Here is a 13,478-nt window from a genome sequence, read left to right on the forward strand (position 1 = left end):
TTATTTAATATGATCCTTATTATTGATGACGATATAGCGGTATGTGCTTCATTGAATCTTCTTTTAAAACAAGAAGGTTTCAAATCTATAAAGGCTCATGGTCCGGAAGAAGCATTAAAGCATCTTAAAGAAAAACCTATAGCGGCGGTTTTACTGGATATGAACTTTTCTATGGAAACTACGGGAGATGATGGTTTGGCTATGCTTCAGCAAATAAAAAAGTCATATCCAATGCTACCCGTTATTTTAATGACGGGCTGGGGTTCTATTAAATTAGCAGTTGAGGGCATGAAGTTGGGCGCAACAGATTTCATTAACAAGCCTTGGGATAATGAACATTTGATGCGCTCCTTAAGAACTGCCCTGGATTTATCTGATGAACAGGATACGCCCGGTGCGATGACCCGGAAAAGGCTAAATGAAAAATATGGCTTTGAGAATATTGTTGGAGAGGATCCTCAGCTGTTAGAAGTGCTCCAGACCATAGCAAGGGTTAGCCGTACCGATGCTTCTGTGTTGATTATTGGCGAAAGCGGAACAGGTAAAGAACTTATAGCAGAAGCTATTCACGAAAATAGCCCACGCAAACATAAGGCATTTGTTAAGGTGAATCTTGGAGGGATTTCATCCAGTTTATTTGAAAGTGAGATGTTCGGACATAAACGTGGGGCTTTTACAGATGCACGCAGCGATAGGGTTGGGCGGTTTGAACTGGCAGATAAGGGTACCATTTTCTTAGATGAAATCGGAGATCTGGATTTAAACAGTCAGGTAAAACTGCTGCGGGTACTACAGGATCGTAAGTATGAAGTACTGGGCGATAGCAGAACTCGTGCGGTAGACCTCCGTGTGGTTTGTGCAACTAATCGTGATTTACGTGAGATGATAGCCAGTAATAAGTTTCGGGAGGACTTATTTTACCGTATTAACCTGATTATTATTCGCCTTCCACCACTTCGTGAACGATCGGAGGATATCCCGATTTTGGCAAATTACTTTTTAAAGAACCTCAAAGAAATTTATAGCAGACCTAAGTTACAAATTGATAAAAAGACTTACAATTGGTTAAAATCACTTCCCCTTCCGGGGAATATACGTGAACTTAAAAACCTGATTGAACGTGCGGTTTTGCTAAGCGAATCAGATAGCCTTGGAATTAAGGATTTTGAGCAGCATCTTGAAGAACAGCGTTTGGCAAATACAGCGCTAAACCTTCCGGCTGTAGGCGCACTTTCAATCGATGAAATGGAGCTTTCTATGATCAAAAATGCGATGAATTTTCATCAAAACAACATCAGTAGAGTGGCCAAAGCATTGGGATTGAGCAGAGGTACATTATATCGCAAACTTGAAAAATATAATATTCCCTATGAAACTCAAAACTAAAGTTTTACTGTCGGCAATTGTTATTCATGGGATATTTATCTATCTGCTTACCGAGCTCTATGTAGTAAACAGAAATACATTTTTGATAGGGGAAGCTTTACTTTTTATCTCCATGATTTTTTCCTACTGGATGTATAAATCGATAAGCCAAACTTTTGATACGATCTCTTCAGGAATCGAAACTTTAAAAGACAAGGACTTCAGCGCTAAGCTAAATAGCATTGGCCATACGGAGATGGATGAACTGATTTATGTATATAATCTGATGATTGACCAGTTAAGGCATGAGCGATTGTTACAGGTTGAGAAAAGCTCTTTTCTGGAAAAACTGATTGAAGCTTCTCCTTCCGGGATTATCATTTTTGATTTTAGTGGGACTATTGCAACGGCAAATTCAGCAGCGCTAGAGATGTTTGGTTTATCGAAAGATAAGTTTTTAGGTAAACCTTTAAATGGAATTTCGGGCAGGCTGGCAGAGGAGCTGATAGATTTGGAGGTTAACGACCCTAAGGTAGTTAATTTAAATGGACTAAAATCTTATAAATGCCATAAGGCAACGTTTACTGACCTAGGATATTCCAGAACTTTTATCATTATTGAAGAGCTGACCCGCGAAATCTATATTAAAGAAAAGAATGCCTACGAGAAGGTAATCAAGATGATGTCGCACGAGGTAAACAATTCAATTGGTGCTATTAATTCTATTTTGAACAGTTGTTTGAATTATAAAAGTCAATTGGGGCAAGAGGATCAGGAAGATTACGAGACTGCCTTAAATGTTTCGATAAGCCGCAATGACGGCTTAAGTAGTTTGATGTCGAACTTTGCAAGGGTAATTAGGGTTCCTGAGCCTATTCGGCATGAAGTAGAATTGTACTCGCTGCTTCGGTCGGTGGTTTTATTAATGGAACCTGAAGCCAGGAAGAAGAAAGTGGATTGGCTATGGGAGACCGATTCTTTACCATTAGAAGCATTTGCAGATTACCAGCAATTGGAACAGGTATTTATTAATATTCTGAAAAATGCAATAGAAGCAGTGAATTTATCAGGAACAATACGTATTCAAATCCAGGCCTCTGCTAAAACAATCTCAATTGCCAATACCGGGCCTGGAATTTCAAATGAGGTCAGTCAAATGCTCTTTACACCCTTCTTTAGCACTACAAAGAATGGACAGGGAATTGGGTTGATGCTAACAAGGGAAATATTATATAATCACGATTTTAAGTTTTCTTTACAAAGTAGTGGTCAGTGGACTGAATTTAAAATATTGATGTAGCTGGACTGCTATATTCTTTATCCGTTACGGCCTCTAACCACGTTGTTTCACCTTTTTCTCTTCCGGTTATAGCTACTTGAATAAATTTGGTATCTGAACTTGCTCCGTGCCAATGAGGAATATCTGGTGGACATTTTATTGAGTCGCCTTTACGTAGTATTTTTTTGGGTTGCCCCAATTCCTGATAATAGCCAACACCATCAATTGCCAGTAATATTTGTCCAGCCGGATGAGTATGCCATTTGCTTCTGGCTCCAGGTTCAAAAGTTACACTCCCCACTGAATTCTGGTTTATGCTATCGGCCTGAATTAAGTTTTCTAACCATACGGTTCCTGTAAAATTATCATTCGTTATCAGTTTACCTTTTGCAAAAACGGTTTGTTGTTGGGTATCGGTTTGAGGTGTCTGTGCCGACTTATTTTGCTCTTTACACGACAATGAAACTGTTGCGATAAGAAATAGTATGGCTATGTTTTTAATGTTCATCATCTTTAATTTTAAAGGTTTGATTGATAGAAATTAAACAATTTACTTACGGCTTGGGCTACATATTCCGGCTTCCAATAGGTTTCTATATGAGTAGCTCCATCAATAAGAAACAGTTCCTTGCTTTTTGCATTGGTTGCTTTTGGGAATGCTTCGTCTGTTATGTATTTTGTATCGGCTTTGCTTCCGACTATCATCAATAGGGGTTGATTAATTAAATCCATATTGGTGCTGGCATCAAAGGTCATTAAGTCTAGAAGGCTGCTCATGGTATACTTAAATGTTGAATTTGGATGTGCATGGGTTTTGTAGTAATACACATATCCTTCGCGGTATAAATCTGTTGGGATTTTGGCAATCTCCTCGTCTGTTGGCATTGCTACACCAGCATAAATAATTTCACCGCCTGCGGCTTCCTGGGCACGAGCATCTGAGGCTTGTTTCAATCGCTCCTGAATTGTTGAAAGCTGTGAGTTCATGAAGCCGTTGCGTCTTACCTCACCAGAATTAAACATGCTTAAGGTTGCCACGGCTTTAAATCGTTTGTCGGACTGTGCTGCTTTTAAAGTGTAGCCACCGCCACCACAGATACCTAAAACACCTAAACGGTTTGCATCAACCCCTTTGTATTGAGTGATAAAGTCTGCCATGCCATGAATGTCTTCGATGCGGTTAGCAGGTTTATCTGTATGGCGTGGCAGTCCGCCACTAGCACCTTGGTAAGCCGCATCGGCAGCCATGGTAATATAACCAGCCTCGGCCAAACGCTGCGCATATAGCCCGGCTGTTTGCTCTTTTATACCTCCATTAGGGTGTGCCACTACAACAGCCGGGTATTTCTTTGTAGCATCGTAATTTGCCGGAGTATAAACATTGGCAGCAATATCAATCCCGTTCAGTTTATATTTTACAGGATGGATGTTTACTTTTCCTTTTTCATTTTTGGTAATGGCACCTTCATAAACCAAGGTAAAGGGATTTTGTTGATGTGATTTTGGAGTAGATTGTGCAGTTACCACATCTGTAGCTCCCAGTGATATTGCTAGTGCAATTATTGATGTTAATTTTTTCATGTTTTAAATTTTACTTCTTGTTTTTAGCACTTCGTCTAATACTTGTTGTGCCGATTTTGCTTCTTTTTTACCGATAGCTGATTTGATGGTTTCGATGAATTGTTGTAACTGGTTTGGAGTTAAACCTACATTTAGGCAGATGGTTAAATGTGAGCGCAACATAGGCTCTACACCTCCAATACTGCTGAGTACCGATACAGTTACCAATTCTCTTTCAACATAAGTCAATACATCTCTCTCAAAAATATCAGCGAAAAGATGTTCTTTAAGAAAGACCTCTATTTCAGGTGCAAACGCTGCATATCCTGTTTTCGATCCTGTCTCAGGCACACCGGTTAATTCTCCTAATATTGCTTTGCCTCTTTCGTACTTGCTGCGTTGATCAGTGATAGGAGAGGCTTCTGCGCCCATTTTATCGTTTATGCCTGCGGCTTTTCGTTCATTCAATACTGTCATTAGTGTTTGCAATCCTCTAATGCTGCGGGGAAATCCGGCATAGGCGTAGAGATGAACAATCGACTCTCTGATCTGATTGACAGTTAATCCGCTATCAAGGCCTTTATTTAATTCTATCTTTAATTTTGATAGGTCGCCTTTGGCCGTAACTGCTGCAATGGAGATCAAGCTTTGTTGTTTGGAATTTAATGCTTTTTCCATAGTGCTTTTTTGTTGTGCAGTTGCATTAAAGAACACGCAGATTAGTACAGTTATCGATATTATATGGAATAGCTTCATCTTTTACTTTAGTGTTTTGTGTTACTTATCTAAACCTTTTTCTTTTAGCCATTTTGACAATAGGTTAGCTATTTCTACATTATTCAGATCTGAAAAAGGGAAATGGGTATTGCCATTAATTCCTATTTCTGGCAGATGTACAACTGTGGCATCGCCTCCGTGTTTGTTAATTGTAGCAGCCCAGATTCTTGCCATTTCCAATCCTGAACGCCAGTGGTCTTTGTTCCATATTTTAGTAGGTTCTTTGGCTATGTTATCCCCATAATAAATAACAATGGGGATTTTAGTCAGTTTATTGAAGTCTGTTAGCGGTATTTCGGTGCCTTTCAACTCGCCAAAAAGACCTGCCGATTTTATCGGTGACGGCAGTTCTCCTTTAGGGAATACAAAGCTGCTATAGGGTTCGTAAGCTACAACTGCTTTAACTTTATTATTTTTGATGGCCGTAAACCAACCGGGACCACCTCCCTGTGAATGAGTGATGAGTATACCTTCGCCTATCTTATTGAAAAGTTGAGAGACGGCCTCAGAGATTACATTGCCATCAAAATCGCCAGTATTTGGGGTCATTTGTCTATAGAACTGCTCCAGGGAAGCCGAATCTTTAGGGAATTGGGTATTGGGGAAATAATCGGGGTAATTGCCAATCCTGAATTGTGTGAACCAGAATTGCTCATCGGGAACCGGAGTAATAGTTGCTGCCACTGTACTTTTTCCTGCTTCTCCACGTCTTGGCTGATCAAGAAGGTAAACTCCAAAACCACGCCTTAAGAAGATATTTTGGAAGCCCTCTCGTCCATCGGGTGTAGTCTCCCATGTTTTTTTAGATTGCCCTGCACCATGAAGGAACACTAAGGGATATTTGTGTGCCTTTACCGGAATTTGATAGAAAGCATAAGCATGATCTCCGTGAAAGGTCTGTCCCTGTGGTTTTAAAGCGTTGTTCAAATCAAAGCTACCCTGTTCGGTAGTTTTTGTTCCACCTACCGCAAAGCTACCTTGTTCTCTTATTACCAGGTTCTTGGGATCAGTCTGTTGCTTTGTAGTGATACAGGCTGAGAAAAACACTAGGACCGAAAGTAATGATAGAACTCCCTTATTTTTTTTCATGTTTACTGATTCAGTTTTCTTTCACCTAACCATTTTACCATTGCAGGATCGCGGTGATCAAAAAAGCTGCTGGTATTGGTGTCTAAAGTTTTGATGGTTTCCATATCTTCAGTGCTTAGCTGAAAATTAAAAATATCGAAATTCTCGGCCATGCGTTCTTTGCGTACCGATTTTGGAATAGCAACCACCCCGCGCTGAGTTAACCAGCGAAGTATTACCTGCGGAATGGACTTATCATATTTGCTGGCAATGGAACTTAGCAATTCGTTATGAAAAATGTTGTTCTTACCTTCGGCAAAAGGCCCCCAGGATTCTATCTGTACCTTGTTTTCGTTTAAAAACTGATGCGTTTCCTGTTGCTGATGAAAAGGATGGGTCTCGATCTGGTTTACAGCGGGGACGATTTTATTATGAATAATCAGGTCTATTAGTCTGTCTGGATGAAAGTTACTTACGCCAATTGCTCTTACTTTTCCTTCCTGATACAATTCTTCCATTGCGTGCCATTCTCCGTATACATCTCCATAAGGCTGATGGATCAGGTAAAGATCCAGATAATCCAATTGTAGCTTTTTTAATGAATTTTCGAAAGCCTTCTTGGTTCCTTCATATCCGTTTGATTGAATCCAAAGCTTTGTAGTGATGAAGAGTTCTTCTCTTGGTACATTACTGGCTTTAATCGCCCTGCCCACCGCTTCTTCGTTCATATATGAGGCCGCAGTATCAATTAAACGATATCCTGTATGGATTGCATCCAATACACTGCGTTCGCACTCTGCCTGATCTGTTACCTGAAATACCCCAAATCCTAAAAGTGGCATTTCAACTCCATTGTTTAATTTAACAGTTTCCATAAGTTATGATTAATGTTCTTTGTTTATTTTGGTAAAAGATAGCGATCCCATCTTCCAATGTCCTTTTTCTTTAATGTAAACCTCAGTTACAATAAATGGATTAGTAACTTCATTTCCACCAACAACAGCTAGTAAGGTGATGTTGTTTAATAATATGGCAGTATTACCAATTATATTTACTGAAACCGAATGGACATCTGCTTTTTTGTAATGAATTCCACCACTTTTGATCACATTGATCTCCTGTGCTTTTCCCCAGCTTCCGCCCATGTGAACAAAAACAGATTTTGTATCGAATAACACATTTAATGAATCTACATTCTTATCTGCCATCCAAAGCCATTTGGTTTTGGAAAGTTCAATGATTTGTTGTTCCTCTTTGGTTGGTGCCGGTGATGTACCATTTGGTGTTTGTGCAGCACTGTATTGTACAGTGGCAAATAATAGAAATAGTCCTAGAAATATTGTTTTCATGTTTGTATCGTTTTTGGTTTATCGTTGTAAAGGTTGCCATTTTAGATAGGTGCCGGATCTCAATAACCATTCTATTGGGCCATAGCGGAATTTCTTTAACCAATAATGGCTAATCTGTATTTGTAAAATGGTATAACATAAACATACCACTACACTTAAAAATACACCTAACTCATTGTGCAGTGCCAAACCATAGCCATAGAATATAAATACACCCAGCACAGATTGTAACATATAGTTGGTGAGTCCCATTCTTCCGTAACTCACTACCTTGGTCAGGCGTTTTTGCACCGAGCTATTCTTGTATAACCCTATAATCAGGACTACCCACAAATAGGCAGAAAGCAAGTTTATTAAACTATCTACCGGGGTGGCCAACCAAGCGGCTAAGCTTAGTCTTTCGCCACCAGGTAAAAAAGGCTTACCTGCATATAGTAAGAGTACCAATCCTAAAGCAATCCAGGCCCCTTTATACAAGGAATCCCGGTACTTGTCGAGATTTTGAAACAGGCGTATGCGGCCTGCCAGTAAACCCAAAATAAAAAAGCCCATAGTCATATAGCCACGACCATATTCTCCGAATTGGAAATTGAATTTAAAATTCAGTTGTTCGGTAGTATTGTGATGAATATTCGATGAAAATGATTCATTTAGAAAAATCTCCTGCCATCTTGCTCTTCGTTCTATTGATGTTTCTACTTGTTCGTGGCGTATTTGAGGAACTACAGATTTGTATCCGATATAGGTTAATTGTGCACCACCCAGCATGAAAAAAAGTGCTATGGAAAGTAGCCATTTACTAGGCCAACGATACATCAATACCAGAGGTACACCTAATACCGCATAAATGATTAAAATATCGTTACGAAATATAGCGCTATGTAATAATCCGATAATAAATAGTAGTGTTAAACGCCATAGGAAACGTTTACGAAAGTCGATTCCTTTTTTAGAGGCGCTATCCATTTGGATAAAGAAACTCAAACCGAATAGAAAAGAGAATATAATGAAGAATTTGCCCATGATTAAATACTGCAATATCCAATTGGTAATCTCATCCATAGTGCCTATCCAAGGGAATGGGGGCTGAGCGTTACTGGCAAATGCACCAAAATGTTGGAAAGCATGCGTAGCACAAATTCCTATTAAGGTAATGCCACGTATGGCATCAATAACGGTGATCCTGTTATTTGTGGTTTCTTGCTTACTTGTTAACTGCATAAAATGGTAATATTCTGATGTTATGCGGTAAATATCAGGTGATTACTTCATGCTTTTCTGTGCTGAGGGAGCAACACGAAAATGTTAAGCTTTAAGACGAAAGAGAGTGGTCAAAACTGCGTTGACTTATTCATTGACAAGCCATGCTTTAAAATCTGCGGCTTTGTTTTTACTGATGTAAATACGTTCAGGTACTTCTCTGTCTAGAGTAATCAGCAAGCGACTATCGAACCATACGGTAATATTTTTGACCGCATTGCGTGAAATGATGTATTGTTTATTGGCACGATAGAAATTGGCAGGGTTTAAAGTGGAAAAAATCTGCTCTAAGGTTTTGGGATAACTATAGGTATTTCCATTGCTTAGTCCAATCGAGGTGGTTTTATCTGTTGTATAGAAAAAGGAAACCTCTTGCATATCAATGGGCAACAGTTTGTCATTGATTGGAATTAGGAGTTTTTTGGTAAAGCGGGGTGTAGGAGCCAATTGGTTCACTTTGGATAAATACTCGAGGATGTTTGTGCGAGATAATTTAGTGAATTTTTGAAGCGAACGTTCCAATTCGCTGGTTTTTATTGGTTTAAGTAAATAGTCAATGCTATTTACTTTAAATGCTTCGATAGCATATTCATCATAAGCGGTTGTAAAAATAATCGGAACTTCAACTTCAATATGATCAAAAATTAGGAATGAAGAACCGTCAGATAAATGGATGTCCATTAAAATAAGATCGGGGAGGGGCCGTTCATTAAGCCATTTAATGGTCTGGCTAATACTTTCGGTATTGCCTATCACTTCAATAGTAGGATCAATTTCATTCAAAATCTCCACCAAACTTTCATAGGCGGCCGTTTCATCTTCAACAATTAGTATCTTCATATTGATTATCCCAGTGGTAAGTAAACATTAAATACATTCCCTTTGTTCTCCGTTTTAATTTGCTTGTTCATCAATAACAAAAAGCGGCCTTCCAGGTTTTTAAGTCCTGTTCCATTGGTTACAGATGGGCTCAGTTTTGGATAAATAGGATTAGAAATTACCAGCTCATTGTTTTCATTAACGAATATGTTTATGACCATTTTATGATCGCTGTCTATCGTATTGTGAACAACTACATTATCTAGGAGGGGAAGAATAGAAAGTACAGGTATCTTTTGTGACAGTGTTTTTTGGTCAATATTGATGTGGTATTCTAGTTTATTTGCAAAACGGATTTCCATCATGTAGCGAAACGCATCAACAAAGGTTAGTTCTTCTTCAAGTGTTACCAGACCTTTTTTGTCGCTTTGAAGGATATAGCGAAATACGTCGGAGAGTTTATTTACATAGGTCAATGTTTCTTCGTTATTCTTTTTCCTTATCAACGACGTCAACCCGTTAAGAGAATTAAAAAAGAAATGTGGGTTAATTTGATTTGTTAAAGCATCATAACGGCTTTCCAGATTCTTTACCTTTAATTCTTCTATTTCCAACTCTCTTTTTCGTTGCTCATTATACAAGGTTATAATATGTCCCATAAGTGTACTTAAAATTGAAATAATAAAGAACTGAAACAGGACTAAACTACCGTAATGTCTCACTTTTGCATACATCAAAAACGAGAGTCCTCCGTAGATTGCATAGGCTACTATGGAGATAATTACATTATAACCGAAACGTTTTTTGAAGTCGGGCGTTTTTATGCGTAGTAGGTTTATTTTTATCAATAGAAAAACCAGGGCTGCCAGGAACGCATATCTTAATAGATAGAAAGCAATATAGTTTGTTTTCTCTGATCCAGTGAGCCTTCCTAAATCGAAAGGTAGCCATGTGATATCCGGATACATCACAAATAGTGCAGCTATTAAGCTAATGAAAAGTAATTGGTAAGGGCTATATTTTTTAAGCAATTTGTTTCTTGTTTTTTGAATAAATCGATCTATGCATAATATACGAAATTAAGACTTTTGATCCCATGCTTTCTTTAAAGAGCGTATCAAAACGAAAAACACGAGATTCAAAACGAATAAAGAGCGATGTAGGTTATTTCTGTTTGTGTAATAAACGAAAGAAACTTTGATAAATATTTTAATTGTTGCTGGTTACTAATAGGATTTAGCGGTTTACTTATTAAAAAAATTGTAAAACTTGTTCGCTGTATTTTTAAAATTTATGGTTAACATTGAAAAAGAAATGTCTAAAATATTTTTTTAGGTCGAGGGAGATATTGATAAATCCATAAATGATTACTCATTTAAATGAAAACGTAGTAGCTGAGTATGCCCCGCTTTCAAAAGTAGCAGATGGTGATCATCAGGCATTTAGAGAGATTTATCAGAAATACCATAACAAAATATATACCTTTTCTATCCGAATACTGCATTCACAACTTCTGGCCGAAGAAGTAGTGCAGGAGAGTATGCTTAAACTTTGGTTGATGGGACCTGGCGTACTCAATATCAATAATCTGGATAGCTATTTAAAAAGAATTGCGCGTAACTGTGCTATAGATTTACTTAAGCGCAAAGAGCTTGAGCTTAAAACTGATCGTAAACTTGGGAATACCTGGGAAGAAAGCCACAATGAGACCGAGGAGCAAATACTATTGAATGACGTGCGAAAGATTTTAAATGATGGCGTGTCTTTATTACCTCAGCAGCAGAAGTTGGTGTATCAATTGTGCCATCTTGAAGGGCTAAAATATGAAGAAGCTGCTAATCGTTTAAAACTTTCTGTCTTAACGGTTCAAAGTTATATGAAACTCGCGTTAAGATTTTTAAGAAACTATATAAATGCCCATACAGATATAGTTGTCTTTCTTATCATTTTTAAGCTATTGTAAGTGACAAATGGCACAGGCTTTTTTTAAAATGGAAATGGATAATATACTGAAAATAAACCTGCAAGATATTGATGAGGTAATGTGCCTGATTAAAGAGGTTATTGCTGAAATGGAAAATAACGAAATATCTCAGTGGGATGAGGTTTACCCGGATTATAAAGGCATACTCGGTGATATACATGCAGAAACAATGTTTGGTGTTTTTAAAAATCTCGAATTGGCTGGAATCGTGGTTTTGGATAAAAATCAATCTCCGGAATATTCAAGTGTTAATTGGGAATTAAACAATGGCAGTCCATTGGTGATGCACAGATTATGTGTACATCCAAAATTTCAAAGACAGGGAGTTGCAAAGCAGTTACTTAAATTTTCAGAGCAATTTGCGATTAGTAGTAGGTGTAAGTCTATAAGACTAGATGCTTTTTCAGGGAACCCCTCTGCTCTCAATCTGTATGCTAACAATGGTTATTTGAAAAGAGGAATGGTTACATTCAGAAAAGGAGATTTCCATTGTTATGAAAAAATACTATAGTAAGGTGTATTTTTAAGCTATTTATCCCTCCATCAAAAGAAGTAAATCACATATTTTAAAAAAGTAACATTTTTGATACCCCCGATTTTTCTCTTCACTCGTCTTAATAGAAAGGGGTGTTGTTTAGTGCAATGATATCTCCTTTTTACTAAGCAATAAAAATGACCAAGTATAGATTAAGTAATTTGTACCAGCACTATTTGGCAGGTACTCTAACTACAGAGGAACAGATGGAATGGAAGTCCTTGTTAGCCAACCCAGATCTGAAACAAACTTTAGAGAAGATTGTTGAAGAAGGGTGGTACGACTTCTCTGACGAGGAAATTATCTCTATGGATCGGACCATAGCTGATCAGATTTTTGATCAAGTGGTTGCATTACCTCAAAAGAAAGTTAAGCGAACTATTCTGTGGAAACCTTTTGCTGCAGTTGCCTCTATAATTATTATTGCTGCATTGGGTTTATACCTCTACACCAACGGATCAGGCGGTAAAAAACAACAATTTGTTTCTTCTACTTCATATATCGAAACAGGTGGCAATAAAGCTTACTTGACTTTGGCAAACGGAAAACGGATTACTTTAACTGATTCGAAGAACGGAACTTTGGCCGCTCAGAATGGAGTGCAAATTACAAAGACAGCTGATGGACAGCTGGTTTACACCGTTGTGGGCAATAAAAGTTCAAGCGCCAACGATTTCAATACTATTGAAACTCCAAGAGGGGGACAGTATCAAATACGTTTACCTGATGGTACAAATGTTTGGCTAAATGCAGCTTCCTCTCTAAAATATCCTTCCATTTTTAAGGGAAATGAGCGCAAGGTTGAGCTAAAAGGTGAAGCCTATTTTGAAGTCTCCAAGAATAAAAAAATGCCTTTTAGAGTAATTACCAACACCCAAACTATAGAAGTTTTGGGTACTCATTTTAATGTAAAAGGTTATTTAGAAGAGGCAGATACAAAAACAACACTTTTGGAAGGAAGTGTTAAAGTGGTAAGCACTCATAGTACTAATGGCGTAGTAATTAAACCCGGGCAACAAGCACGGGTTAAGAATGATGGGGATGATGAGGTAGCTATTGTTGAAGCTGATATCGAAGAAGTGATGGCTTGGAAGAACAATTACTTTAGGTTCAATAATGAAAATATTCAATCTGTGATGCGCAAAATTTCAAGATGGTATGATGTGGATGTTGAATACAACGGTGACATCTCAGCTGAAGAATTTAACGGTACCATTTCCAGAACTAAGAACATTGCTCAGGTACTAAGAATGCTTGAAGAGACTAAAGGAGTTCATTTTAAAATTGAAGGAAGGAGGATTGTCGTGATGAAATAACCATTACCAGCACCGATAATCCAATAAAAAAGCCAGGAAACGACTGTAATCGAAATCCTGGCCATGTATGGGTTGTCTTGAATAATCAAAAACTAAACAACAAACCTAGCGTTGCAGGGCATCTGGACAATGAACAAGCACTCGCTATTAACCCAACTAAACAAAT

Annotated in this window: 14 protein-coding genes; 5 read left to right on the top strand and 9 right to left on the bottom strand. The window is 38.0% G+C overall.

All coding sequences use genetic code 11. From position 1 onward, the window contains the following. The first annotated feature begins 9 nt into the window (after window positions 1-9). A complete protein-coding gene (locus HQN83_RS12285) occupies window positions 10-1,386 on the top strand; it encodes a sigma-54-dependent transcriptional regulator (protein WP_173090646.1) in 1,377 nt (458 codons plus the stop codon). Beyond that, a complete protein-coding gene (locus tag HQN83_RS12290; RefSeq protein WP_173090647.1) occupies window positions 1,370-2,665 on the top strand; it encodes a sensor histidine kinase in 1,296 nt (431 codons plus the stop codon). Before HQN83_RS12285 ends, HQN83_RS12290 begins: the two co-directional genes overlap by 17 nt. On the opposite strand, the gene HQN83_RS12295 is transcribed toward HQN83_RS12290, so the two are convergent. The 9 genes from HQN83_RS12295 to HQN83_RS12335 all read right to left on the bottom strand — a co-directional run bounded on the left by HQN83_RS12295 (window position 2,649) and on the right by HQN83_RS12335 (window position 10,508). After that, the gene (locus HQN83_RS12295) at window positions 2,649-3,155 is read right to left on the bottom strand and encodes a cupin domain-containing protein (protein WP_217277382.1); all 507 of its coding nucleotides are present in this window, start codon (window positions 3,153-3,155) and stop codon (window positions 2,649-2,651) included. The genes HQN83_RS12290 and HQN83_RS12295 overlap by 17 nt on opposite strands. 8 nt (window positions 3,156-3,163) lie before the next feature. Continuing rightward, entirely contained in the window at window positions 3,164-4,225 is a 1,062-nt protein-coding gene (locus tag HQN83_RS12300; RefSeq protein ID WP_173090648.1) for an alpha/beta hydrolase, read from the bottom strand. Between the two features lie 3 nt (window positions 4,226-4,228). Next, a complete protein-coding gene (locus tag HQN83_RS12305; RefSeq protein WP_246254480.1) occupies window positions 4,229-4,882 on the bottom strand; it encodes a carboxymuconolactone decarboxylase family protein in 654 nt (217 codons plus the stop codon). A 99-nt stretch (window positions 4,883-4,981) separates the two neighbouring features. Beyond that, on the bottom strand, window positions 4,982-6,070 hold the full coding sequence (locus HQN83_RS12310; RefSeq protein ID WP_173090650.1) for an alpha/beta hydrolase: 1,089 nt from the start codon (window positions 6,068-6,070) through the stop codon (window positions 4,982-4,984). 2 nt (window positions 6,071-6,072) lie between these two features. Continuing rightward, the gene (locus HQN83_RS12315; protein WP_173090651.1) at window positions 6,073-6,924 is read right to left on the bottom strand and encodes an aldo/keto reductase; all 852 of its coding nucleotides are present in this window, start codon (window positions 6,922-6,924) and stop codon (window positions 6,073-6,075) included. A gap of 9 nt (window positions 6,925-6,933) precedes the next feature. Further along, on the bottom strand, window positions 6,934-7,398 hold the full coding sequence (locus HQN83_RS12320) for a nuclear transport factor 2 family protein (RefSeq protein WP_173090652.1): 465 nt from the start codon (window positions 7,396-7,398) through the stop codon (window positions 6,934-6,936). Window positions 7,399-7,416: 18 nt separating this feature from the next. Further along, window positions 7,417-8,619: a DUF418 domain-containing protein gene (locus HQN83_RS12325; RefSeq protein ID WP_173090653.1), complete on the bottom strand. Its 1,203-nt coding sequence runs from the start codon at window positions 8,617-8,619 to the stop codon at window positions 7,417-7,419. A 126-nt stretch (window positions 8,620-8,745) separates the two neighbouring features. After that, window positions 8,746-9,498 (bottom strand): LytR/AlgR family response regulator transcription factor, encoded by a 753-nt coding sequence (locus HQN83_RS12330; RefSeq protein ID WP_173090654.1) that lies wholly within the window; start codon window positions 9,496-9,498, stop codon window positions 8,746-8,748. A gap of 5 nt (window positions 9,499-9,503) precedes the next feature. After that, a complete protein-coding gene (locus HQN83_RS12335) occupies window positions 9,504-10,508 on the bottom strand; it encodes a sensor histidine kinase (protein WP_217277383.1) in 1,005 nt (334 codons plus the stop codon). 332 nt (window positions 10,509-10,840) lie between these two features. On the opposite strand from HQN83_RS12335, the gene HQN83_RS12340 reads away from it, so the two are divergent. From HQN83_RS12340 to HQN83_RS12350, 3 genes are all read left to right on the top strand, one after another. Further along, a complete protein-coding gene (locus HQN83_RS12340) occupies window positions 10,841-11,440 on the top strand; it encodes an RNA polymerase sigma factor (RefSeq protein ID WP_173090655.1) in 600 nt (199 codons plus the stop codon). Window positions 11,441-11,474: 34 nt separating this feature from the next. After that, entirely contained in the window at window positions 11,475-11,972 is a 498-nt protein-coding gene (locus HQN83_RS12345) for a GNAT family N-acetyltransferase (protein WP_173090656.1), read from the top strand. 161 nt (window positions 11,973-12,133) lie between these two features. Further along, window positions 12,134-13,312 carry a FecR family protein gene (locus HQN83_RS12350; RefSeq protein ID WP_173090657.1) on the top strand — a complete coding sequence of 393 codons (1,179 nt, stop codon included), beginning with the start codon at window positions 12,134-12,136 and terminating at the stop codon, window positions 13,310-13,312. The last annotated feature ends 166 nt before the right edge of the window (window positions 13,313-13,478 follow it).

It is taken from the genome of Pedobacter foliorum (genome assembly GCF_013266735.1).
In the GTDB taxonomy this organism is placed as follows: domain Bacteria; phylum Bacteroidota; class Bacteroidia; order Sphingobacteriales; family Sphingobacteriaceae; genus Pedobacter; species Pedobacter foliorum.

Bases quoted from the DNA above. Each gene is read 5' to 3' on its own strand.
- HQN83_RS12300 (WP_173090648.1), bottom strand. From the start codon at position 4,225: ATGAAAAAATTAACATCAATAATTGCACTAGCAATATCACTGGGAGCT.
- HQN83_RS12320 (WP_173090652.1), bottom strand. From the start codon at position 7,398: ATGAAAACAATATTTCTAGGACTATTTCTATTATTTGCCACTGTACAA.
- HQN83_RS12285 (WP_173090646.1), top strand. From the start codon at position 10: ATGATCCTTATTATTGATGACGATATAGCGGTATGTGCTTCATTGAAT.
- HQN83_RS12305 (WP_246254480.1), bottom strand. From the start codon at position 4,882: ATGGAAAAAGCATTAAATTCCAAACAACAAAGCTTGATCTCCATTGCA.
- HQN83_RS12345 (WP_173090656.1), top strand. From the start codon at position 11,475: ATGGATAATATACTGAAAATAAACCTGCAAGATATTGATGAGGTAATG.
- HQN83_RS12290 (WP_173090647.1), top strand. From the start codon at position 1,370: ATGAAACTCAAAACTAAAGTTTTACTGTCGGCAATTGTTATTCATGGG.
- HQN83_RS12310 (WP_173090650.1), bottom strand. From the start codon at position 6,070: ATGAAAAAAAATAAGGGAGTTCTATCATTACTTTCGGTCCTAGTGTTT.
- HQN83_RS12350 (WP_173090657.1), top strand. From the start codon at position 12,134: ATGACCAAGTATAGATTAAGTAATTTGTACCAGCACTATTTGGCAGGT.
- HQN83_RS12325 (WP_173090653.1), bottom strand. From the start codon at position 8,619: ATGCAGTTAACAAGTAAGCAAGAAACCACAAATAACAGGATCACCGTT.
- HQN83_RS12315 (WP_173090651.1), bottom strand. From the start codon at position 6,924: ATGGAAACTGTTAAATTAAACAATGGAGTTGAAATGCCACTTTTAGGA.
- HQN83_RS12340 (WP_173090655.1), top strand. From the start codon at position 10,841: ATGATTACTCATTTAAATGAAAACGTAGTAGCTGAGTATGCCCCGCTT.
- HQN83_RS12295 (WP_217277382.1), bottom strand. From the start codon at position 3,155: ATGATGAACATTAAAAACATAGCCATACTATTTCTTATCGCAACAGTT.
- HQN83_RS12330 (WP_173090654.1), bottom strand. From the start codon at position 9,498: ATGAAGATACTAATTGTTGAAGATGAAACGGCCGCCTATGAAAGTTTG.